At 69.3% G+C, this 22055-nt stretch carries 18 protein-coding genes; 12 read left to right on the plus strand and 6 right to left on the minus strand.

All coding sequences use genetic code 11. From position 1 onward, the window contains the following. Window positions 1-102 precede the first annotated feature (102 nt). The 6 genes from DFR50_RS07625 to pgl all read left to right on the plus strand — a co-directional run bounded on the left by DFR50_RS07625 (window position 103) and on the right by pgl (window position 7850). A complete protein-coding gene (locus tag DFR50_RS07625; RefSeq protein ID WP_113888608.1) occupies window positions 103-1425 on the plus strand; it encodes a UDP-glucose dehydrogenase family protein in 1323 nt (440 codons plus the stop codon). Window positions 1426-1591: 166 nt separating this feature from the next. Then, window positions 1592-2854: a nucleotide sugar dehydrogenase gene (locus DFR50_RS07630; RefSeq protein WP_113888609.1), complete on the plus strand. Its 1263-nt coding sequence runs from the start codon at window positions 1592-1594 to the stop codon at window positions 2852-2854. A 127-nt stretch (window positions 2855-2981) separates the two neighbouring features. After that, the gene (locus DFR50_RS07635; RefSeq protein WP_245427440.1) at window positions 2982-4217 is read left to right on the plus strand and encodes a glycosyltransferase family 4 protein; all 1236 of its coding nucleotides are present in this window, start codon (window positions 2982-2984) and stop codon (window positions 4215-4217) included. 442 nt (window positions 4218-4659) lie between these two features. Next, complete coding sequence (gnd, locus tag DFR50_RS07645; RefSeq protein WP_113888611.1) at window positions 4660-5679, plus strand: phosphogluconate dehydrogenase (NAD(+)-dependent, decarboxylating); 1020 nt, start codon at window positions 4660-4662, stop codon at window positions 5677-5679. Then, window positions 5680-7071, plus strand: a complete 1392-nt coding sequence (gene zwf / locus DFR50_RS07650; RefSeq protein WP_113888612.1) for a glucose-6-phosphate dehydrogenase — start codon at window positions 5680-5682, stop codon at window positions 7069-7071. A 20-nt stretch (window positions 7072-7091) separates the two neighbouring features. After that, complete coding sequence (gene pgl, locus DFR50_RS07655) at window positions 7092-7850, plus strand: 6-phosphogluconolactonase (RefSeq protein ID WP_113888613.1); 759 nt, start codon at window positions 7092-7094, stop codon at window positions 7848-7850. A gap of 27 nt (window positions 7851-7877) precedes the next feature. On the opposite strand, the gene DFR50_RS07660 is transcribed toward pgl, so the two are convergent. From DFR50_RS07660 to DFR50_RS07680, 5 genes are all read right to left on the minus strand, one after another. Next, window positions 7878-9311, minus strand: coding sequence for a sugar porter family MFS transporter (locus DFR50_RS07660; protein WP_113888614.1), 1434 nt, complete (start codon window positions 9309-9311; stop codon window positions 7878-7880). 184 nt (window positions 9312-9495) lie between these two features. Then, window positions 9496-10461, minus strand: a complete 966-nt coding sequence (gene ispH / locus DFR50_RS07665) for a 4-hydroxy-3-methylbut-2-enyl diphosphate reductase (protein WP_113888615.1) — start codon at window positions 10459-10461, stop codon at window positions 9496-9498. Between the two features lie 120 nt (window positions 10462-10581). Continuing rightward, window positions 10582-10818, minus strand: coding sequence for a hypothetical protein (locus DFR50_RS07670; RefSeq protein ID WP_113888616.1), 237 nt, complete (start codon window positions 10816-10818; stop codon window positions 10582-10584). Window positions 10819-10839: 21 nt separating this feature from the next. After that, on the minus strand, window positions 10840-12441 hold the full coding sequence (locus DFR50_RS07675) for a DHA2 family efflux MFS transporter permease subunit (RefSeq protein WP_245427442.1): 1602 nt from the start codon (window positions 12439-12441) through the stop codon (window positions 10840-10842). Continuing rightward, window positions 12438-13727 carry an HlyD family secretion protein gene (locus tag DFR50_RS07680; protein ID WP_113888745.1) on the minus strand — a complete coding sequence of 430 codons (1290 nt, stop codon included), beginning with the start codon at window positions 13725-13727 and terminating at the stop codon, window positions 12438-12440. The genes DFR50_RS07675 and DFR50_RS07680 overlap by 4 nt, the downstream gene beginning before the upstream one ends. 187 nt (window positions 13728-13914) lie before the next feature. On the opposite strand from DFR50_RS07680, the gene DFR50_RS07685 reads away from it, so the two are divergent. Further along, window positions 13915-14616 (plus strand): TetR/AcrR family transcriptional regulator, encoded by a 702-nt coding sequence (locus DFR50_RS07685; RefSeq protein WP_170153096.1) that lies wholly within the window; start codon window positions 13915-13917, stop codon window positions 14614-14616. A 282-nt stretch (window positions 14617-14898) separates the two neighbouring features. Here DFR50_RS07685 and DFR50_RS07690 read toward each other — a convergent pair whose 3' ends face one another. Continuing rightward, a complete protein-coding gene (locus DFR50_RS07690; protein ID WP_113888618.1) occupies window positions 14899-15531 on the minus strand; it encodes a TetR/AcrR family transcriptional regulator in 633 nt (210 codons plus the stop codon). Window positions 15532-15655: 124 nt separating this feature from the next. Between DFR50_RS07690 and DFR50_RS07695 the strand changes: the two genes are divergently transcribed. The 5 genes from DFR50_RS07695 to DFR50_RS07720 all read left to right on the plus strand — a co-directional run bounded on the left by DFR50_RS07695 (window position 15656) and on the right by DFR50_RS07720 (window position 21979). After that, entirely contained in the window at window positions 15656-16633 is a 978-nt protein-coding gene (locus DFR50_RS07695) for an SDR family NAD(P)-dependent oxidoreductase (protein ID WP_113888619.1), read from the plus strand. Window positions 16634-16805: 172 nt separating this feature from the next. Further along, on the plus strand, window positions 16806-17144 hold the full coding sequence (locus tag DFR50_RS07700) for a DoxX family protein (protein WP_113888620.1): 339 nt from the start codon (window positions 16806-16808) through the stop codon (window positions 17142-17144). An 870-nt stretch (window positions 17145-18014) separates the two neighbouring features. After that, window positions 18015-19586, plus strand: a complete 1572-nt coding sequence (locus tag DFR50_RS07710; RefSeq protein WP_170153097.1) for a helix-turn-helix domain-containing protein — start codon at window positions 18015-18017, stop codon at window positions 19584-19586. 375 nt (window positions 19587-19961) lie between these two features. Beyond that, window positions 19962-21302 carry an MATE family efflux transporter gene (locus DFR50_RS07715; protein WP_245427446.1) on the plus strand — a complete coding sequence of 447 codons (1341 nt, stop codon included), beginning with the start codon at window positions 19962-19964 and terminating at the stop codon, window positions 21300-21302. Continuing rightward, the gene (locus tag DFR50_RS07720) at window positions 21299-21979 is read left to right on the plus strand and encodes a DUF937 domain-containing protein (protein WP_113888622.1); all 681 of its coding nucleotides are present in this window, start codon (window positions 21299-21301) and stop codon (window positions 21977-21979) included. The genes DFR50_RS07715 and DFR50_RS07720 overlap by 4 nt, the downstream gene beginning before the upstream one ends. Window positions 21980-22055: the final 76 nt, after the last annotated feature.

Here is a 22055-nt window from a genome sequence, read left to right on the forward strand (position 1 = left end):
AAGCGCGTCAATCCGCCCCTGGCCGGCGAGCGGCCCGCGTCTTGGCAAAGCGGGGGAATCGTCTATGACTGCGGCGCTCTGTCGTGGCGCAAGGTGTTGACAATGCGTATCGTGATGGTCGGCGCAGGCTATGTTGGACTGGTGTCGGGAACCTGCCTCGCCGATTTCGGACACGAGGTGGTCTGCGTCGACAAAGAAGAAGAGAAGATCGCCAAACTTCGTCTCGGCGCCGTTCCGATTTACGAGCCCGGCCTCGGCGAGCTGCTTCTCGCCAACCAGGCCTCGGGACGGCTCTCTTTCTCCACCAGCCTGAAGGACGCCGTCGAGGGAGCCGACGCGGTGTTCATCGCGGTCGGGACGCCGTCGCTGGCGGAAGTCGGCTCGGCCGACATGCGCTACGTGTACGATGCGGCGCGCGCGATCGCCGAGGTGATCGAGGGCTTCACCGTCGTCGTCATCAAGTCGACGGTGCCGGTCGGGTCGGGCGACGAGGTGGAGAAAATCCTCGCCGCGCGTCTGCCGAAGGACAGGTTCGCCGTCGTCTCGAACCCGGAGTTCCTGCGCGAAGGCGCGGCGATCGAGGACTTCAAGCATCCCGACCGGGTGATCGTCGGCGTCGAGGACGACCGGGGGCGCTCCGTGATGCACGCAATCTATCGGCCGATCGAGCGGAACGCCGGGCCGATCCTCTACACCACCCGGCGCAGCGCGGAAATGATCAAGTACGCCGCCAACGTGTTTCTCGCCATGAAGGTGACCTTCATCAACGAGATCGCCGATCTGTGCGAACAGGTGGACGCCGACGTGCTCGACGTGTCGCGCGGCATCGGCCTCGACGACCGCATCGGGGCCAAGTTCCTCAATCCCGGGCCGGGCTTCGGCGGCTCCTGCTTTCCCAAGGACACGCTTGCGCTGACCAAGCTCGCCATCGAGGCCAAGGCGCCGATCCGGCTGGTCGAGACGCTGGTCGACGTCAACGAGAAGCGCAAGATCGCGATGGCGCGCAAGATCGAGCGCGCCTGCGGGGGCTCGGTCGCCGGCAAGCGGATCGCGGTGCTCGGGCTGACCTACAAGCCGAAGACCGACGACATGCGCGACGCGCCGAGCCTCGTGATCGTTCCGGAATTGCAGGCCGCGGGCGCGCACATTGTCGCATACGATCCCGAGGGGGTGAAGGCCGCGCGCGCCCTGCTTTCGGGGGTCGAGTTCGCCGACAATGCCTATGCATGCCTCGCCGGGGCGGACGCGGCCGTCGTGATCACCGAATGGGACGAGTTCCGCGCCCTCGACCTGCAAAAGGTCAAGGCGGCGCTCGGCAAGCCCGTGGTGATCGACCTGCGCAATATTTACCCGATTAAAACAATGCGGGCGCTAGGCTTCCGGTATGTCTGCGTCGGCAGGGGGTTGGCCGGGGAGGGAGGTTGAGCCGCTTTTCGCGCTCAGGACGCCCGCGCGCCGGAGCCTCTCCCCGGCTCACGAATATGTGAATGGCCCGGCGAACGAGAATAGGTGAGCCCATTTACACGCTCCTGGCCAGTTCGTGCCGCTTCGCGCGCGCTGGTCCGCGAGTCCCGCTGAAACAGGAGATATCATGAGAATAGCCGTTTACGGTCTCGGATATGTCGGTCTGACGGGAGCCATCTGCCTCGCGAGCGAGGGGCACGACATCGTCGGCGTCGACGTCAGCGAGCACAAGATCCGCCAGATCATGTCCGGCGTCTCCCCGATTCGGGAGCCGGGCCTCGATCAGATGCTCGCCGAAGCCATGGCGAGCAGGCGCTTGCGATGCACGAGCAATCCTCTCGAACCGGCGCGGGACTGCGACATGGCGATCGTGTGCGTGGGAACCCCCAGCGCCGCCGACGGCTCGCACAACATGCGCGACATCGCCGAAGTCACGCGGCAACTCGCCGACGGCGTGCGCGCGGCCGGCCGGAAGGAAAAATTTACGGTCGTCTACCGGAGTACGATCCGCCCCGGCACGGTCGAAGGCCTGATCCTGCCGATCTTCGCCTCCGCGCTCGGCGATGCGCGCGATGCGATCGAGGTGGTCTACAATCCGGAGTTCATGCGGGAGGCTTCCGCGGTCAAGGACTTCTTCAATCCGCCCAAGATCGTCATCGGCACCGCTGACGGCGCTCCGTCGGCGCGCGTCGAGGCGTTGAACAGGAACCTGTCCGCCCAGACGTTCACGGTCAAGTATCGCGAAGCGGAATTGACCAAGTTCGTCGACAACAGTTTCCACGCCCTAAAAGTGGCTTATGCGAACGAAATCGGGCGCATTTGCGTCAAGCTGGACATCGACGCCAAGGTCGTCCACAAGATTTTCGTCTCGGACACCAAACTGAACATCTCGCCCTACTATCTCCGGCCGGGCGGGCCGTTCGGCGGATCCTGCCTCCCCAAGGACGTGCGCGCGCTGCAATACATCGCCAACGATATCGGCGCAAACACCCATGTCATCGACTCGCTGATGCGGTCGAACGACGCGCACAAGCATTTCCTGTTTAGCCGGGCGGTCAAGGCGCTGCCGGAGGGCGCGAGCGTGCTGATGCTGGGGCTCGCGTTCAAGTCGGACACCGACGACCTGCGCGAAAGCCCCAACATCGATCTCGCCCGGAAGCTGCTTCAGGGGGGGTATGCCCTGTCGATTTTCGACCCGTCGCTCAGGCCGGAACATCTGTTGGGGCAGAATCTCGGCTACGCCTACACACACCTGCCCCGCCTGAACGACCTCCTGATCGACAAGGCGACCGCGGAAAGCCGTCCCTTCGATCTCGTCGTCGACACGAACGGCTCCGCGGACAGATTGTCGCTCAATTGCGCCACTGTCCTCGACTTTTACGCTTTGTAACGCCGGGAGGCCGTGGGTGAAGCCGAACACGCCTGGCCTGTCCGTCGCGGCGTCGAATCTCGAGCCTCGTTCGCGCGCGCGCGGAGGCGCCGCGACGGACACCGCCGCACGAGGGGGGGAAGCGGGTTTGAAGACGCAACAGGGGCTGTCGCCCGAAGCCCGTGACGGCGCCGCGCTGCTCGGGCGGAAGATCCTCGTCATCGTCGAGAACCTGCCCGTCCCATTCGACCGGCGGGTGTGGCAGGAATCTCTGGCGCTGGTCGCCGCCGGCGCCCAGGTCTCCGTCATCTGCCCGAAGGGCAAGGGCTACGAAGCGGACGAGGAGACGATCGAGGGGGTTCATATCTATCGCCACGACCTTCCGGCCGAAGGCGACTCGCCGGCCGGATATCTGAGCGAATACGCCGCGGCGCTGTTTCACGAGATGCGCCTCGCCTGGCGCGCCTATTTCCAGCGCGGATTCGACGTCATTCACGGCTGCAATCCGCCCGATCTGATCTTCCTCGTCGCGCTGCCGTTCAAGCTGCTGGGCAAGAAGTACCTGTTCGATCACCACGACATCAATCCGGAGCTGTTCGAGGCGAAATTCAACAAGCGCGGGTTCTTCTGGAGGCTGCTCGTGCTGTTCGAGCGCCTGACCTTCGCCAGCGCCGACATCGTCATCTCGACCAACGAGAGCTATCGCAAGATCGCGATCGAGCGCGGCGGCAAGCATCCCGACAAGGTCTTCGTGGTGCGCAGCGGGCCCGACCTGCGCCGTGTCCGCATCATGCCGGTCGATCCGAAGTGGAAGAACGGCCGGACCTTTCTCGTCGGGTTCGTCGGGGTGATCGGCGACCAGGAAGGCATCGACCTCCTCCTCGCCTCGGCGCAGCGCATCGTGTTCGATCTCGGCCGCGACGACGTCCAGTTCGTTCTGGTCGGCGACGGCCCGAGCCGAAAGCGGATGCAGGAAAAGTCGGACGCGATGGGCCTCTCCGATTGCGTGACTTTCCTCGGGCGCGTGCCCGACGACGAATTGTTCTCGGTGCTGTCGACCGCCGACGTCTGCGTCAACCCGGACCGCGTCAATCCGATGAACAACCTCTCCACCATGAACAAGATTCTCGAGTACATGGCGATGAAGAAGCCGATCGTCCAGTTCGACGTCGACGAGGGGCGCGTGTCGGCGGGAGAGGCGTCGCTCTACGCCAAGCCGAACGACCCGATCGATTTCGCCGACAAGATCCTGGCGCTGCTCGCCGACCCGCTGCTGCGGGCGACAGCGGGCGAGATCGGCCGCCGCCGGATCGAGAGCGAACTCTCTTGGGAGCGCCAGACCACGAAGCTGACCGCCGCCTACACCGCCCTGTTCGCGGGCTAGGCAATCCGCGCCGGCCGTCGCGCGAACGCCGGCGACAGGCCGAGCGGCGCCGGCGGCGCGCCGCCGAGAAGGGCTATGACATCGCGCTGTCGCATGTGATTTTTCCCGTACTCGACTTCGAATCCCGGCTGGCACGACTTTCCGAGTCGAGTCATAACCGCTAGCCGAGCCGATCCAACGGCCGGTGGAAATCGGGGGTGAAGTGGAAAACGATCGCCCCCTTGTTCTCGGTTCGACCGAGATGCCGTACACTCGGAACGCTTTCTTCATTCTGGCGACCTTCATTCTGGCGACGCGCGGCGCCGGTATGCCGGCGGGATGGCGGTGGGCGCGAAGCGATTCGGCTCTTCCCCCGAAAGACCGTCGCGGACGCGACGCGGACCATTGACGCGGGCCCGGCGGTGGCCGGGGCTCGGCCCAGCGAAGTTACAGGAGCGGAACGATGCAACTCGGCATGATCGGATTGGGACGCATGGGCGCGAACATGGTCGAACGCCTGATGAAGGCGGGCCATGAACTGGTGGTCTACGACGCGCACGCGGATGCGGTGAAGGACCTCGCCTCGCGCGGCGCGCACGGCGCGGCCAGCCTGAAGGAACTCGTGGCCGGGCTGGAAAAGCCGCGGGCCGTCTGGCTCATGGTTCCGGCGGCGGTCGTCGATCCGGTGCTCGCCAGTCTCGTCCCGCTCCTCGAGCCCGGCGACACCGTGATCGACGGCGGCAACTCCTATTATCACGACGACATCCGCCGCGCCTCGGAGCTCGGGGGGAAGGGCCTGCACTACGTCGACGTCGGGGTTTCCGGCGGCGTCTGGGGCAAGGAGCGCGGCTATTGTCACATGATCGGCGGGGAGACGGCGATCGTGACCCGTCTCGATCCGATCTTCCGCGCGCTCGCGCCCGGCGTCGCCGCCGCGCCGCGAACCCCGGGCGCGACGGGCGAGCCCGATCAGGCGGAGCAGGGGTATCTCCACTGCGGCCCGAACGGCGCCGGACACTTCGTCAAGATGGTCCACAACGGCATCGAATACGGCCTGATGGCGGCCTACGCCGAAGGGTTCAACGTGCTGCGCCACGCCAACGTCGGGATGAAGGACCAGGTAGCGGACGCCGAGACGACGCCGCTGCGCCATCCGGACCTCTACAAGTTCGACATCGACGTGGCGCGCGTGGCCGAGGTGTGGCGGCGGGGCAGCGTCGTCGGCTCGTGGCTCCTCGACCTGACGGCGTCGGCCTTGCGCGGCGACCCGTCGCTCGGCCATTTCGCCGGCCGCGTCTCCGATTCGGGCGAGGGCCGCTGGACGCTTCAGGCGGCGATCGACGAGGGCGTGCCGGCGCCGGTGCTGAGCGCCGCCCTGTTCGGCCGGTTCGAATCGCGCGGCGCGGCCGAATACGCCGACAAGCTGATGTCGGCGATGCGCTTCGAGTTCGGCGGCCACCACGAGAAGCCGGAGGGGGCGTGAATGACCGAGCCGCAATCGGACGCCATCGTCTTCTTCGGCGCGACCGGCGATCTCGCCAAGAAGCAGATCTTCCCCGCCCTGCTCGGGCTCGTCCGCGACGAGGGGGTCGACGTGCCCATCGTCGGGGTCGCCAAGGCCGGGTGGGGGCTCGAGCAACTGAAGGCCCGCGCGACGGAAAGCCTCAATGAGCACGGCGGCGCCGACCCGGCGGCGCTCGCCAGGCTCCTGTCTCTGCTCCGATACGTCGACGGCGACTACAACGACCCGAACACCTTCGCGCAGCTCGGGCAGGCGCTCGCCGGGGCGAAGCGTCCGCTGCACTATCTCGCGATCCCGCCCTCGCTGTTCGGCGTCGTCGTCTCCGCGCTCGCCAAGGCGGGCCTCGCCGAGAACGCCCGGCTCGTGGTCGAAAAACCGTTCGGACACGATCGCGGGTCGGCGGCGGCGCTGAACCGCATCCTCAGCGCGCACTTTCCCGAAGAGGCGATTTTCCGCATCGACCACTACCTCGGCAAGGAGCCGGTGCAGAATATCGTCTATACCCGCTTCGCCAATGCGATTTTCGAGCCGCTGTGGAACCGGCAGTCCGTGCGCTCGATCCAGATCACCATGGCCGAGTCGTTCGGCGTGCAGGACCGCGGCGCGTTCTACGACGCCACCGGGGCGCTGCGCGACGTGGTGCAGAACCACATGCTCCAGGTGCTCGCCAACCTGATGATGGACCCGCCGACCGGAGAAGACCACGAGGCCTCGCGCGACCAGAAGGCTGCGCTGCTCAAGGCGGTGCGCCCGCTCGACGCCGGGTCGATCGTGCGCGGCCAGTATCGCGGCTATCGCTCCGTCCCCGGGGTGAAGCCCGATTCCGGCGTCGAGACCTACGTCGCCGTCAAGCTTTTCGTCGACAGCTGGCGCTGGTCGGGCGTGCCGATCTACATTCGCGCCGGCAAATGCCTGCCGGTGACGGCCGCCGAGGTGCTGGTCGACTTTCAGACGCCGCCGCGACCGGTCTTCGCGGAAGCCGATCCGGCCGTCGGCCATATGCGCTTCCGGCTGAGCCCGGACGTCTCCGTCGCGCTCGGCCTCAAGGTCAAGCGCCCCGGCGAGAAAATGACCGGCGAGCCGGTCGAACTGGCGCTCCGCGAGCAGGCCGCCGCCGACATGCCGCCCTATCAGCGGTTGCTCGGCGACGCGATGCGCGGCGACGGCGAATTGTTCAGCCGCGAGGACATCGTCGACGCGCAATGGCGCGTCGTCGAGCCGATCCTCGCCAACCCGCCGCCGGTGATCGAATACGAGCCGGGAACGTGGGGTCCGGAGGCCGCCGAGGCGCTGCTGGGCGCGGACGGACCGTGGCGAGATCCGGTCCCCTCCGGCGCCGACGGCTCCCGATAGGCAGGCAGGAGGAACGCGCCATGCCGACATCGCTCGTCATCACGGCCCCCGACGGCTCGGTCGCCGACGCGATCGTCTATCCCGACGCCGGGGCGTTCGTCGCCGGCGCCGCGGACTTCGTCGCCCGGGAGGCTGCCGAGGCGATCGCGCGCCGAGGACGGTTTTCCATCGCCCTGTCCGGGGGAAACACGCCCAAGCCGATCTATGCGCGCCTCGCGGCGGCGCCGGGCCTCGACTGGGGCCGCATCCTCGTCGCCTTCGGCGACGAGCGCTGCGTTCCGCCCGACGACCCGCGCTCGAACTACGGCATGGCGCGCGCCGCGCTCCTCGACCATGTCCCGATCCCGCCGGAGAACGTGCTCAGGATGCGCGGAGAGGACCCGCCGCGGGCGGCGGCCGCCGCCTATGCCGAGGAACTGGCCAGGGCCCTCGGCCCGGACGGCCGGCTCGACCTTGCGCTCCTCGGTCTCGGCGACAACGGCCACACCGCCTCGCTCTTTCCCGGCCTCGCGGCGCTCGAGGAGACCGAGCGCACCGTCGTCGCCGCCTATGTCGAGGTGGTCGGCATGTGGCGGCTGACGCTGACGCCGCCGGCGATCAACGCCGCGCGGCGGGTCGCCTTCATCGTCGCCGGCGCGGACAAGGCCGAGGTGCTGGCGCGCGTGCTGCAGGGGCCTCGCGATCCCGAGGTCCTGCCGGCGCAGGCGATCCGGCCGGTCGATTCGCGCGCGCTGTGGCTTCTCGACGCGGCGGCGGCGGCGAAGCTGACGGCGGCGTAGGCGGCGCGCGCAGCCGGCGCGCCGCGCTCACGGTCCGGCCTCCCAGAATCGTTCGATCTGTTCCAGCGACCGGCCCCGCGTCTCCGGCACCCGGAAATAGACCCAGACGAAGCCGAGTGCGCAGAACAGCGCGAACAGCCAGAAGGTCAGCGCGTCGCCGATGCGCGTGACGAGCGTGAGAAAGAACTCGCTGACCAGGAAGGCGGCGCCCCAGTTGACCGCGGTCGCGACCGCCACCGCGCGTCCGCGCACGACGCCGGGATAGATCTCGTTGATCACCGTCCAGGTGACCGGGCCGAGCGAGAAGGCGAACGAGATGATGAACACGACCAGCGCCGCCAGCGTCACGAGCCCCGTGGCCCCGCGCTCGCCCGGACCCATGGCGCGCAATTGCAGGAAGGCGAAGCCGACCGCCGTGAGGCTGACGCCCATGCCGACGAGGCCGGCGAGCAGCAACGGCCGGCGGCCGATCCGGTCGATGAAGGCGATGGCGATGAAGGTCGCCAGAACGTTGACGGCGCCGATCGCCCAGGTGGTGGCGTCGGTCTGCGCGGCCGGCGTGGTGAAGCCGGCCTCGGCGAAAATGCGGTCGGAATAATAGATGATCGCGTTGATGCCGGTGATCTGTTGCAGGATCGCGAGGCCGAGGCCGACCTGGAGCGGCTTGCGCCAACGGCGGGCGAACACGTCGCCCCAGGACGCCGTCTGATCCTCCGTCCGGAGCGCGGCTTCCATCGCCTTCAGCCGCGCCTCGACGTCGACGCCCGGCCTGAGTTTCGTCAGGGTGCGGCGCGCGTCGTCGACCCGCCCCGTCTTGAGCAGCCAGCGCGGCGATTCGGCGGCCGGAAGGACCGCGAGCAGCAGCATGACGCCGGGCGCCGCCGACAACCCCAGCATCCATCGCCATCCCTGCGCGCCGGCGAGCGCCTCGTCGACGAAATAGGCGAGGAAGATGCCGACGGTGATGGCGAGCTGGTAGGAGGAGATGAACCGGCCGCGCTGCTCGGCCGGCGCGAGTTCGGCCGCGTAGAGCGGCGCGGCGACCGCCGCCACGCCGACGCCGAACCCGACCAGCAATCGTCCGGCGAGGAGAACGGGAACGTTCGGCGCAAAGGCCTCGACCGCAGCGCCGGCGACGAACAGGACCGCAGCGGCGATCAGCGCCGACTTCCGGCCGAAATGGTCGGCGGTCCAGCCGCCCGCGAGCGAGCCGAACAACGCCCCGAGCGTCACCCAGCTGGTCACGATCTCGAGCGCGAGCGAGCGAAGGGTGAACTCCTTCTGGATGCCGAGCAGGGCGCCCGAGATCACGCCCTGATCGTAGCCGAACAGGCCGCCGGCGAGAATGACGACCAGGATGACGCTGATCGTCCAGATCAGCGGCAGCCGGCCGGCGACGGGATCGCCCGGCTCGCCGATCGCGCCGGAGCTCGAGGCGAGGGGTGGCCGCCTGTCCGCCATTCCTGTTCCTCCCGGCTAGCCCGCGTCCGCCGATCCGAACACGGCGCTGTCTGCGCTCGGGCTCCGCCCGCCGCCGCTCTTACCTTTACGCCCGGTCTCGGCGGCGATCCAGCCGCCGGCGCGGGGCTGCGGCTCCTGGCGCCGGAGCGGAAGTCCGTCAGCAAACCGACTGGATCGTCCGCGGTCAGACCGGGTCGCGTACGTCGCGCGGCAGCGGGAAGGCCATCGACTCGCTCGTCGTCGTGATCGTCTCGAGGGTCACCTCGTAGCGCTCCTTGAGCGCCTCGACGATGCGCTCGACGAGCGTCTCGGGCGCAGAAGCGCCCGCGGTGACGGCGACCGAGCGGACGTTGGCGAGCGCCGCCCAGTCGACGGCGCGCTCGTCGGCGACGAGCTGGGCCACGCAGCCTTCCCGCTCGGCGACCTCGCGCAGTCGCTGCGAATTGGACGAATTGGCGGCGCCGACCACGATCGCCGCCTCGACGAGACGGGCCGCAGCCTTCACCGCCTCCTGACGATTGGTGGTCGCGTAGCAGATGTCCTCGTTGGGAGGGACGTGGATGTCGGGAAAGCGCGCCCTCAGCGCCGCCACGATCTCGCGCGTGTCGTCGACCGAGAGCGTCGTCTGGGTCACGTAGGCGATCGGCTGGCCGTCCTCGCGCTGGAGGCGCTCGACCTCCTCGATCGAGCTCACCAGCGTCACCGCGCCCTGCGGCAGCTGACCCATCGTGCCGACCACTTCGGGGTGGCCGGCGTGGCCGATCAGAACGATCCGGCGCCCGCGCTTGAAATGCGCCAGCGCCTCGCGATGGACTTTGGTCACCAGCGGGCAGGTGGCGTCGATGGTGCGCAAGTTGCGCCGCCCGGCTTCCTCCGGCACCGACCTCGCCACCCCGTGGGCGGAGAACACGACCGGATGCGGGCCGGGCGGGGCCTCGGCGAGCTCGTTGATGAAGACGACGCCCTTGGCCTTCAGCGAATCGACGACGAACTTGTTGTGGACGATCTCGTGCCGAACGTACACTGGTGTGCCGTAAATTCTAAGCGCGCGCTCGACGGTCTCGATCGCCCGCACCACGCCGGCGCAGAAGCCGCGCGGGGCGCAAAGGACGACACGGAGGGGCGGTTTGCTGGTCGCGGGCTCGGACATGTCCGACCCATGAAAGGGAGACGCCGGCCTGTCAAGCCGGTGCGACAACGTCGCCCAGTGGGCGCCGGGCTCGGCGGCTGTCACCGCCCCGCCGCGGCGACCGGACGCAACGCCAGCCGTTCAGCGCCCCGCGGCCGGTTCGCAGGAGGTCCATGAGCAGGCGGCCCGGGAGTCCCCGCCGGCGTTGTGCGCCGCCGCCAGCGCCGCGCCGCTCGGCGCCGGGTCGAAGAGGCTGACGAGGTAGAGCGACAGCGACGCCGCGATCGCCGCGACGACGGCTCGGGCCAAGGGCGCCAGGCTGCGGTCGTCGGCCAGATAGACGCGGTAAAATTCCGCGTGCTCCTCGATCCAGCTCATGGCGGGCGCTCCAGGCAGGGCCTAGTGCGCCATCGCCATTCCGCCGCCGAGCTTGACGCTGCGCAGCGACAGCGCGAGCGGGACCAGGGCCAGCGAAACGATCATCAGCACCCAGAAGACGTCGATGTAGGCGAGATAGGCGGCCTGGGTCTCGACCTGTCCGGCGATCCAGGCGAAAGCCTGCTCATGAGCGTGGCCCGGCGCGCTGCCCTGCGCGACGAAGGCGTCGGTCGCGCGCCGCATCGCCTCCTGGAGTTGCGGGCTCGACGGCGCGACGTGCTCGACGAGCCGGCTCTGGTGCATCTGGCTCCGGTGCGCGAGGATGTTGGCGGCGAACGACACGCCGATCGAGCCGCCGGTGTTGCGCGACGCGTTGATCAGGGCGGAGGCCATGTCGGTCCTCGCCGCGGGAATCCCGTCGTAGGACGCGGTCATGATCGGCAGGAAGATCAGCGGCAGCCCGGCGCCGAGCAGGTTGCGGGAATTGGCGAAGAACCAGAAGCCCGCGTCGGCGTAGGTCGAGGTCAGCCGCAGCATCGACAGCGCGGTGAGCAGCGCCCCGGCCACGATGAGATATTTCGGCTGGATGCGGTTCGACAGGGCGCCGACGACCACCATCATCGCCATGGTCACGACGCCGCCCGGCGACAAGACGAGGCCGGCCCAGGTCGCCGTGTAGCCATAAAGCTGCTGAACCATCTGCGGCATGAACTGGGTGGTCGCGTACATGACCGCTCCGGTCGCCCCCATCACGAGGAAACACGCGCCGAAGTGCCGGCTCGCCACCATGCGGACATCGATCATCGGGTCGCGGCGGGTCATCTCCCATGGGATCATCAGCGCGAAGGCGGTCGCGCAGATCGCGACCACGGTGATGATGAAGGTCGAGCCGAACCAGTCGTCTTCGAGGCCGCGGTCGAGCGCGATCTCGAGCGAGCCGAGAAAGGTCGCGACCAGGACGAAGCCGACGCCGTCGAACCGGCTTTCCCGGCGTGCGCGCTTGCGCTCGGCGACCGCGCCCGCGGGCTCGCGCAGCACGGCCGCGATCAGGGCCATCGTGACGAGCCCGACCGGGCCGTTGATCTGAAAGCACCACCGCCAGGAGATGGTGTCGGCGAGCCAGCCGCCGAGCGTCGGCCCGACGATCGGGGCGACGACCACGGCCACGCCGAACAGTGCGAACGCCTGCCCGCGCTTCTCGGGCGGGAAGGAGTCGGCCAGGATCGACTGCGACACCGGCACCATGCCGCCGCCGGCGAGGCCCTGCATCAGCCGGAACACGAGCAGCGACTGCAGGCTCCAGGCCTCGGCGCACAGCGCCGAACTGATCGTGAACAGCGCCAGGCACGCGAGGAAGAAGGTTCTGCGGCCGAGCGCGCGGGCGAGATAGGGGCTCGCGGTCAGGCTGACGGCGTTGGCGACGAGGTAGGTCGTCACCACCCAGGTCGCCTCGTCCGCGCCCACCCCCATGTCGCCGGCGATATAGGGCAGCACGACGTTGGCGACCGTCGTGTCGAGAACCTCCATGAACACCGCGAGCGACACCAGGATGGCGATCAGCCACGGGTTGACGTGGCCGGCGCCCGCCCGGCCGTCGTCGACGACCGCCGCCGCGGCGCTCAACGCAGGCCCCCGAACCGGACCGCCGCGGCTGTCAGGCGTTCGATCAGCGACGGCGCCGGGTCGGTCCGCACGGTCGGCGTGACCGACATGCCGAGGCCGAGCGTCAGGTCGGCGGGCAGATCGTCGACCGTCACCTTGACCGGAACGCGCTGCACGATCTTGACGTAGTTGCCGGTGGCGTTCTCCGCCGGCAGCAGCGAAAAGGCCGTGCCGGAGCCGGGCTGGACGCTGTCGACATGGCCGTGCAGGGACCTGCCCGGGTAGGCGTCGATCGCGATCTCGACCGGCTGCCCGGGGCGCATGGCGGCGAGCTGCGTCTCCTTGAAATTCGCCGCGACCCAGATCCCGTCGGGCACGATCATCGCCAGCGCCGCGCCCGGCTGGGCGAGCTGCCCGACCGCCGCGCTCAAGGCGACGACGCGCCCGGGCTGCGCCGCCGTGACGGTGGTGTAGGAGAGGTTCAGCCGGGCCTGGTCGAGCTGGGCCCGTCCTTGCGCGAGGCTCGCCTCGGCCGTGGCGCGCTGGGCGTTCAGCGTGTCGACCTGGCGCTGCGCGAGTTTCAGCGTCGCCTCGGCCGCCTCGACGCCGGCCTGCTGCTGGCCGAACTGCGACGACGACTGCTGCGCGTTCATGACCGCGCCGGATCCGGATTTCGCGAGTTGCTGGTATCGGTCCGCCTGCTGCCCGGCGAACACCAGGGCGGCCTGCGCCTGAGCGACCTGCGCCTGAGCCGCGTCGATCTGCGCCCGCTGCGCCGAAAGCTGCGCGTCGACGGTCCTGACGCCGGCTTCCGCCGCCGCGACCTGCGCCTCGGCGAGGGCGACCGCGTTGCGATAGTCGCGCTCGTCGAGGCGGGCGATCGGGTCGCCGGCCATCACGTGCTGGTTGTCGGAGACCGGGACCTCGACGACGTAGCCCGCGACCTTGGGCGCGATCGCGAACTGCCGGGCGGCGAAGAAGGCGTCGTCGGTCGACTGGAACCGTCCGGAATGGTCGAGATAGAGGACGCCGGCTGACCCGGCGAACGCCGCCGCGAACAGCCCGCCGACAACCAGCGTCCACCTCCGCCCGCGCCGGCCGGTCGCGGCGGCGGGGGGCTCCTGCGGCGCAGCCGGAACGGCGAGAGGCTCGGTTCGACGCCCGGGCCGGTCGTCGCCCGGCGACTCTTCGCGCCGCGGCGCCTCGAGCGCGGCGTCCGCCGCCGGACCGTCCAGGGCCCGTCCGGTCGCGCCCCCGGCCGCGGGGGCTTCCGTCCGCTGCGCCGGCCGGAGGGTATTGAGCGCCATCCCGACGCTCCGGTCGCGGTCGCCATCGTTCCTCATCGCCGTCGTCCCTCGCGAAAGGCTTCCGCTCGTGAAGCTAGAATGAAACGAAACCGTTTCGTTTCGCTTTACTTGGGCCAGCGAAGGCGCTATGTCAAGGGCATTGGGACGCTGCGGAGGCGCCCTTGGCGGGGTGGAGAGGGTTGCGGCGGTGGCTCATGAGCGAGGCGGGGTCCGGTCCGGCCGGCCGCGCCGCGAACTGGCCGGCGAGGTCGAGGAGCGGATTCTGGAGGCGGCCGCGAAAGTGTTTCTCGGCCGCGGCTACGACGGCGCGAGCATCGACGAGATCGCCGTGGAGGCGCGCGCCGGGAAGCCGACCATCTATGCCCGCTATCCCGGCAAGGAGGCGCTGTTCGGCGCGGTCGTGGCGCAGAAGATCCGCCAGAATGCGAGCTTCGACTCGGCGGCGGCGGGCGGGTCTTCCTCCGAGGATCGCCTGAAGTCCCTGGCGACCGCGCTGCTGGAGCGCGCGCTCGGGTCCGAGGCGATCGCGCTCGTGCGGGTGGCCGTCGCGGAGTCGCGCCGCTTCCCCGACCTCGCGAGCGGCGTCGGACGGATGGCGCTCGAGCGCGGCCACGAAACGATCGCCAAACTGCTCGGCGATTTCGCGCGCTCGGACGAAATGGCCGCCCTCGAGGCGTTCGCGCCGGATCATCTGGCCGCAACGGCGCGCCGGTTCACCGAAATGGTCGTTCTGCCGATTGTCATGCGCGCCCTGTTCGGCGAGAACCCGGAGCGGTTGCGCGCCGAGGTCGACCCGCACATCGCGGAAACGGTGGCGTTCTTCCTCGCCGCCTGCCGCGCGAGCGGGCGCGCCGCGGGCGCGCCGTCCGTCGTTCCCGCCGGTTCGTGAGCGGAAGGCGAAGCCGCCGTCGGGCGGGCAGGGACACGAGCAACCGAGGCGTTGATCGGCCAATGAAGCGGTCGTGATCGCCGACTGGCATTTAGGGCAGATGCGCCGCGGGCGCCCTGGGGCCTGCCTTGCGCCTCGTCAGCATCGGGGCGAACCCTCGGCGATCGTCACCGGGACGCCGGGTCGCCATTCCGCCCGGCGGCGTGGGCCTGTTCCCGGTCGAGCGGGCCGAGCGGCGGCGCCAGCGAAAGCCGCTCGCTCCGATGTTCACGCCATCCAGCGTCAACGTTCCGGCGCCGCATTTCCACCCCGCGGCAGGAGCACCAGATCGGCCGCCTCCTCGGCGTCTCTGAGGAGCGTCTTGCGCGGCGCGCCCATCTGCGCACGCATGGTCAGACCGCGGGCGAGGTCGGTGACCTGGCTCGCGCGCACGGCGACGGGAAAGTCAGACGGGATTTCTCCCGCGCTGATCCCGTCGCAGAAACGGCGTTCCACGAGCGCTACGCCGGCGGCTACGGCGTCCGTCAGGAACTGCCTCACCTCAGCGTCGTCTACGAGGGGGGCGACGCACACCATGAGACATCCTGGGGCGGATCCTTCCTCGGTCGCAGCTTCTACGGCGTGCCTCAGGAAGCTGGCCAGCGAGTCGCGAAGAGTCGGCGGCGAGAAGAGCGCCTTCGCAGCGCGAGCGCCCTTTGCCTCTGCATACGCCTTGAGGACGCGCACGAATATCGTCCGCTTGTCCCCGAAGACGGAATACAGGCTTGGCCGTCCCACACCCATGCCTGCGACGAGATCGTCGATCGTCACGCCGTCGTAGCCTTTCGCCCGGAACACCCGGGTCGCCTTTCCCAGCGCATCCCTCTCGTCGAAGCTCCGTGGGCGTCCACGGGGCCTCTCAGATTTTTGAAACATTTGGTTGCAAACTCCTTGACCGGCAGCCTCAAGCTAATTTATAACCGAACAGTTGGAAAATGGCAAGACGGCCCTACCTCGCGGGGCTCGTTGGGCCTTGCCCTTCCGCACGGAGTTGACGCCCATGGAACATTCGATCGCACTCGTCACTGGCGCAACCTCCGGGCTCGGTTATGCGGCAGCGCGCTCTCTTGCCGAAGTGGGCTGGCGCGAGATCATCGTCACCGGACGCAGCCTGGCGCGGGCCAAGGAAGCGGCCGCTCGACTCGCAGCGGAAACCAAAAGACAAATCTTCACGCCGCTGGAGCTGGAGTTGGACACGCCAGCGAGCGTCCAGTCCGCGGCCGCCGAGCTCGTCAAGCGCGGTCAGCCGATCGATTTCCTGCTGCTCAATGCAGGGCTGGTTCCATTCAAGAAGCGCGTACTCACGGCTTCTGGCGTCGAGGCGTCTCAGGCCCCCCTGATCGGCCATCATCAACTGACTGTCGGGTTGCTCCACGCCAACCTGCTGAGCCCCAACGCGCGGATTGTTATCGCCGGCGCGGAACCTGCCCGCGGCGGCGTACCCATGTTCAAGTACACCGACCTGCCAGCCTTCGCGGCCAAATACTGCCAGGGCGACCGAACCGCGGCTGTTGAAGCGCTGATTCGCAACGGGCCGCACGTGAAGTACGCGCCCAACAATGCGTATGCCGACGCGAAGCTCGTCGTCGCTTGGTGGGTCGCGGCGCTGGCCCGCCGGCTGCCCTCCGGCATGGCCGCGTACGCCGTCTCGCCCGGTGGGGCGACCGACACCAAGGTGGTGCGAAGCGCAGGCCCGGTGCTGAAGTATCTGTTTATCCCAATCGTGAACCTCATTCCCGGCATGAATCAGACGCCGGAGACCGCGGCCCGTCGGTACCTCCAGGCGTCGGAGTTCGGAACCGACGTCTCAGGGCAATTCTTCGCCTCGGCGCAAGGGAAGGTCTCAGGCCCCATTGAGGCGCAGCGCCACCCACACCTCCACGATCGCGCCAACCAGGAAGCCGCGTGGCAGGCCGTCGTCAAGGTCTCCGGCGTCGACGTGTCCAGCCCGGCATCGACTTTGAGCGCGGCGTCCTGAAGGAGCGCCGGTCGCGGCGCCGGCCGCCTCGATTTCGGCTGCGGGCTAAATCATTGAGTTTGGAATTCATGGTCTTGATCAACATCTTCATCCAAGTCGGCGCGGTGACGCCGCAGGGACCAACGGCCCTGACTCCGCGAGTCGCGACGGCCAACAAGGCGAGGGCCAGACCATGCCTGTGATCAATCTCATCGCCGTCGGGCTTCCGATCGCACTCGGCGTCGTGATGATCGGGACTGGCGCGGTCAACTTCGCCGGTCCTTCCTTGGCGCGTGAGAACTTCGCGCTCTGGGGTTATCCCGCCGGCTTTCACCGGGTGGCGGGCAGCCTCGGAGTCGTGGTCGGTTTACTGGCAATGATCCCGGCGACGGCCCGGGTTGGAGCGATTGGGAGCCCCATTTTCATGCTGGCCGCAGTCGCGACCCTGATTCGCAGTCGCGACTGGGGGCGCCTACCCGTCGCTGCGGTCCTGACGGCGGCATGCATCGCGGCGATAGCGATCCATGGGTAGTCGGACCTCATGGGAAAAACTGGAACCCAGGTCGCGCCAGAACCCCGCTGCTCCGCCCAGGAGGCGATGACCGCCCTCTCCGCTCCGAAGCGATGGGCTCGTCCACCGCGCCCAGCGGCATTGTGAAATAATTAGTATAAAAATCCCGTGGCCGCCGGCGTCATAATGTAACCAAATAGTTCAAAAAAGTCGGCGGCGCGAGCGGCACGGAGCTCGCGACGGCGAAGATGCTCCTCGACGGCGGCGCGCGGGTCCTGGTGACGGGTCGCTCGCAGGCCGGCCTGGAATCGGCGCCGAAGGAGCTTGGGACGGGCGCCATCGTGGTTTCGAGCGACGCGGTAACTCAACCCCGTCATTGCGAGGAGCGAAGCGACGAAGCAACCCATGCCGCCGCTTGCCTCCTGCGGAAAAAATCGCTCCGTCTTCTGGTCGCAACGAAGGGCGGCGGGACGATCAGAGGGCGCAACAGCGGCCCAGCGGCCCTGGATCGCTTCCCCCGGGCTCTTCGACCCGGGGGTCGCTCGCGATGACGGCGCCGTTCGCTGCCGGCTTGGGAGTTACGCGACGCGCGGTCGTTGACGGACATCGCTGAAAGGCGCCGAAACGGCGAGGAGAGCGTTGCGCCGCCGTCTCGCTAGACACAGGGTGTCCTCGACTGTCACGCGGATTGGACAGTCATTGAGGCGGAACGCCGTCGGACGGGCAGGGACCCCGAGAAAAGCGGTCGGAAGGTCGTCTTGCCAGAGGCCGGGAATCCTCTACTGTCACGAATATTGGACAGAAATTTCGGATTGTCGGTAATTCATCGCCATGGCGGAATCGTTTGACGAGTTGGTTCGATCCGTCGCCCGTTCGGCGCGGGCGGAGGCGATGTTCGACGCAGACATGCGCTATCTCGCGGCGAGCCCGAGATGGCGCTCGGATCACCGGCTGTCGGAACCCCTGATCGGCCGGAGCTTCTACGACGTCTCGCCCGACGTCGGCGACGGCTGGAGGGCGGTCCATCGCCGCTGTCTGGCGGGCGCCGTCGAGCGCTGCGAGGGCGAACGCGTCCGAGGACCCGATGGCGGTCTGCGGCGGGTGGCGTGGGAGGTTCGCCCCTGGCGACGGGGCGCGGGCGCGATCGGCGGGATCGTCATCGCCAGCGAGGACGTCGAGGCGCGGGCGAGGCCGGCCGAGCCGCGGGAGGCCGGCCTCGACGCGGACGCGCGAAGGGCGGTCGGGGCGCGGATCGCCAGCGTCCGCTTTCGTCTCGACCGGACCGAGCGGGACTTCGCCAGACTGCTCGGCGTTTCCCGGGCGGCGGTGAGCGCGTGGGAGAGCGGCAGGGGCGTCGGTCTGGACGACCTGCGCCGGATCGCCGAGCGAACCGACACGTCGTTCGAGTGGCTGGCGGAGGGCCTGTCGCGGCGGCCGGGCGCGGCGCGACCGGAAGCGGACGCTGCGGCGCCCGGCGCGACCGGGCAGGCGGACGCGAACGGCGACGGACGAATCGGGCCGCAGCGGCTCATCATCGGCGGGGATCTGCCGAAGGCGATTACATCGGCGTGGAAAGTGCGTCGCGAAGGCGCCCTCGACGCGGCCGTGGGCGTCCCGCAAGCCGATCAGGATCGCCCCTCGGCCCTGTTCCTCGGTCTTCCGGGCGCCACGATCGTATCGGGGGCGAGAGCGCCGGGTTACGGCGTGGAAAAGAGCCCCGATCGCAGCGCCCGGGCGGAGTTGATGTTGAACCTCGCGCTCGACGGCCGGTGCCGGGTCGAGCAGTGCGGGAGGGAATTCGAGGGCGGCGACGACAGCGCGGTGTTCACGTCGAGCTTCGATGGGGGGCGCTATTGTTACCGGGAAGGCGGGCGATATCTCTCCCTCGCTGTTCCGGCGACGCCGTTGCTGGCGCGCGTTCCGGACGCCGAGCAGCGTCTGATGCGGCCGATCGCGGCGTGCAGTGCGCCGCTGCGGCTTCTGTCGAGCTACGTTTCCGGCGTGATGAAACGGGAAGGCGGACTCGATCGCCAGACCGCCGGTTCGGTCGCGGACCATATCGCCGACCTCTGCGCGCTCATGCTCGGCGCGCGGGGAGACGAGCGGGCGTTGGCGGAAGCGCGCGGCTTGCGGGCGGCGCAGCGGTCGGCGATCCAGGAGGCGATCGACGACGGGGCGGCGTCGTGCGGCTTCTCGGCGCAGACGGTCGCCGGGCGGCTCGGCGTGACCCCGCGCTACGTGCACTTCCTCCTCGAGGAGGCCGGGGCGGGGTTCGGCAGCCTCGTCACCGCGCGCCGGCTCGCCCTTGTTCGGGCGCGGCTCGCCGACCCGCAATTCGCGGGCCTGTCGGTCCCCGAGATCGCGGTCGCCTGCGGATTCGGCGATTTGCAGAAGTTCCAGCTGCAGTTCGTCGCGCGATTCGGCGAGCAACCCGGGGCTTTTCGCGCGCGACGGACGGCGTGAGGCGGCCGCGTCTTGCGGTCGGTGCGGCGTCAGTCCGGGAGACGCTCTTGCGCCGAAGGTCTCGGAGCAGGGGCCCTGGAGTCGATGGCGGTCGCCCGCGACGACGGAGCGACGCCGCCGACCCGGTTGCGCCGCCGAAGCGGCGACCTCGTCGCAAACCTTGCGGAAGTCCATGAAAACCTTCGTTCTATCGTTTGGGAAGGGCTGCGAACGGACGTTGAGCCGTTGACAGCGAGCAGGTCGCGCAGCCGAAATTGCGGTCGCCGCGCCAGGCGCCCCTAGCCCCGGCGCGCCCGACCCGATATGGCTTCCGGCCCTCCAGCGCCGGGACCGCGCCCCCTGACCCTTACCATCGCCCGCGACAAGGCCCGGCCGGTGTTCACCGAAGGGTCGCTGATGCGCCACGTCGCGGTGATGACCGCGACCGGGGCGATCGGGCTCATGGCGATCTTCGCCGTCGATCTTCTGTCGCTGTTCTGGGTGTCCCGCCTCGGCGACCAGGCCTTCAAGGCGGCGGTCGGCTACGCCGGGCTCGCGGGCTTCTTCGCCATGTCGGTCAACATCGGCCTGACCATCGCCGCGTCCGCCACCGTCTCGCGGGCGATCGGGGCCGGCGACCGGGCGCGCGGCCGCCGCCTCGCCGCCTCGTCGCTGGTGGTCACCGCGCTGGTCGCCGCCCTGGTCTCGGCGACGATGCTCGCGTACCGCGACTGGGCCCTGATCCACGTCGTGCACGCGCGCGGCGAGCCGCTCGCGGTGGCGTCGAAATTCCTCGCCATCACCCTTCCCGCCAACGTGCCGATGGCGCTCGGCATGACGCTGGGCGGGCTTCTGCGCGCGGTCGGCGACGCGCGCCGGGCGATGTACGTCACGCTGTCCGGGGCGATCGTCACCGCCATCCTCGATCCGGCGCTGATCTTCGGGCTCGACCTCGGCGTCTACGGCGCCGCCTGGGCGACCGTCGCCTCGCGGCTGAGCTTCCTCGTCGTGGGCTTCCACGGCGCGGTCGTGGTGCACGACGTCGTCGCCCGGCCGAGCCTGCGCGCCGCTCGGCGCGACTTCGGCCCGATCATGGCGATCGGCTTCCCCGCCATCATGGCCAATCTCGCCACCCCCGTCGGCTCCGCCTACACGGTGCGGGTGTTTTCCGAGTTCGGCGCGGCGGCGGTCGCGGCGGCGGCGATCATCGACCGGGTGACGCCGGTCGCCTTCGGCGTCATCTTCGCGCTCACCGGCTCGGTCGGGCCGATCATCGGCCAGAACTACGGCGCGAGGCTGATGGGCCGGGTGCAGCGGACGCTCAGCGATGCGTTCGTGCTGTCGGTCGGCTACGTGTTCCTCGCCTGGGCCGTGCTGGCGCTGGCCGCGCCGCTGATCGTCGCCGCCTTCGACGCCAAGGGCGAGAGCGCCGATTACGTGACCTTCTACTGCCGCTGGGGCGTCTCCGCCTGGGTGTTCCTGGCCTGTCTCTTCGTCGCCAACACGGCGTTCAACAACCTCGGCTTTCCGCTCATGACGATGGGGTTCAACTGGGCGAGGGCGACGCTCGGCACGATTCCGTTCGTGACGCTCGGCGTCCGATATGGTGGAGTGAAGGGGGGGCTGGTCGGCGTCGCGCTCGGCTGCGCGCTGTTCGGCGCCCTCGCGGTGGCGACGGCCTACTGGACGACGGCGCGGCTCGCGGCGCGCCTCGGCGACGGAGGAACGAGACGATGACGCTCAACGACATTCTGCGGCGCGCGCAGGGCGGCCAGGCCGTCGTGAACCTGGCGGGTCGGCACGGCCTGACGCCCGAGCAGGCCGAGGCGGCGACCTCGGCCATGCTCCCGGCCTTCGCCGTGGCGTTCGACCGCCTCAGGAGCCGTCCCGAGGCGTTCGGCGCGCTGCTCACCGAGGTGGCCGGCGGCGGCCACGAAGCGTCGTTCGCTCGAGGCCTCGGCGACGCGCCTGCGGACAGCGCGGCTGCGCGGGTGTTCGGGCCGCCCGAGGACGTGGCCAAGGTGGTCGACCAGGTCGCCGCGGCCTCGGGCGTGGCGCCGGCGACGATCGCCGCGATGCTGCCCGAGGTCGCCTCGATCCTGCTCGGCGGGCTCTCCCAGGCGATGGCGGACCAGGGACTTTCGGGCGCGCTCGGCGATCTCGCCGCCGCGGCCTCCGCGCCCGGCGGCCTCGCCGCGGCGCTCGGCCACGCCGACGACTCGGGCGGCCTGTTGAAGACGCTCGGCTCGATCTTCGGCGGCTCGCACCGGCCCGCCAGTCCCGAGCAGGCTGCGCTCGTGGCGAGCGTCGCGGCGCTCGGGGCCATGTTCGTGGCCGGCGTCCAGGCCTCGCAGGCCAGCCAAGCGAGCCTCGCCGCGATCGCCCAGACCCTCAACCCGCCGCCGTCGATCTGAGGGCGCCTCGGAACGGGAATCGCGCCTCAATTGCATTATGGCCCCCGCACGACTATCTAGCGGCGGCACGCCGGCG

The sequence above is a fragment of the Roseiarcus fermentans genome, from assembly GCF_003315135.1.
Lineage (GTDB): Bacteria > Pseudomonadota > Alphaproteobacteria > Rhizobiales > Beijerinckiaceae > Roseiarcus > Roseiarcus fermentans.

What these genes read in the sequence shown, in the direction of transcription:
- DFR50_RS07625 (WP_113888608.1), top strand. Translation starts at nt 103, where the DNA reads ATGCGTATCGTGATGGTCGGCGCAGGCTATGTTGGACTGGTGTCGGGA.
- DFR50_RS07630 (WP_113888609.1), top strand. Translation starts at nt 1,592, where the DNA reads ATGAGAATAGCCGTTTACGGTCTCGGATATGTCGGTCTGACGGGAGCC.
- gnd (WP_113888611.1), top strand. Translation starts at nt 4,660, where the DNA reads ATGCAACTCGGCATGATCGGATTGGGACGCATGGGCGCGAACATGGTC.
- zwf (WP_113888612.1), top strand. Translation starts at nt 5,680, where the DNA reads ATGACCGAGCCGCAATCGGACGCCATCGTCTTCTTCGGCGCGACCGGC.
- pgl (WP_113888613.1), top strand. Translation starts at nt 7,092, where the DNA reads ATGCCGACATCGCTCGTCATCACGGCCCCCGACGGCTCGGTCGCCGAC.
- DFR50_RS07660 (WP_113888614.1), bottom strand. Translation starts at nt 9,311, where the DNA reads ATGGCGGACAGGCGGCCACCCCTCGCCTCGAGCTCCGGCGCGATCGGC.
- ispH (WP_113888615.1), bottom strand. Translation starts at nt 10,461, where the DNA reads ATGTCCGAGCCCGCGACCAGCAAACCGCCCCTCCGTGTCGTCCTTTGC.
- DFR50_RS07670 (WP_113888616.1), bottom strand. Translation starts at nt 10,818, where the DNA reads ATGAGCTGGATCGAGGAGCACGCGGAATTTTACCGCGTCTATCTGGCC.
- DFR50_RS07680 (WP_113888745.1), bottom strand. Translation starts at nt 13,727, where the DNA reads ATGGCGCTCAATACCCTCCGGCCGGCGCAGCGGACGGAAGCCCCCGCG.
- DFR50_RS07690 (WP_113888618.1), bottom strand. Translation starts at nt 15,531, where the DNA reads ATGTTTCAAAAATCTGAGAGGCCCCGTGGACGCCCACGGAGCTTCGAC.
- DFR50_RS07695 (WP_113888619.1), top strand. Translation starts at nt 15,656, where the DNA reads ATGGAACATTCGATCGCACTCGTCACTGGCGCAACCTCCGGGCTCGGT.
- DFR50_RS07700 (WP_113888620.1), top strand. Translation starts at nt 16,806, where the DNA reads ATGCCTGTGATCAATCTCATCGCCGTCGGGCTTCCGATCGCACTCGGC.
- DFR50_RS07710 (WP_170153097.1), top strand. Translation starts at nt 18,015, where the DNA reads ATGTTCGACGCAGACATGCGCTATCTCGCGGCGAGCCCGAGATGGCGC.
- DFR50_RS07720 (WP_113888622.1), top strand. Translation starts at nt 21,299, where the DNA reads ATGACGCTCAACGACATTCTGCGGCGCGCGCAGGGCGGCCAGGCCGTC.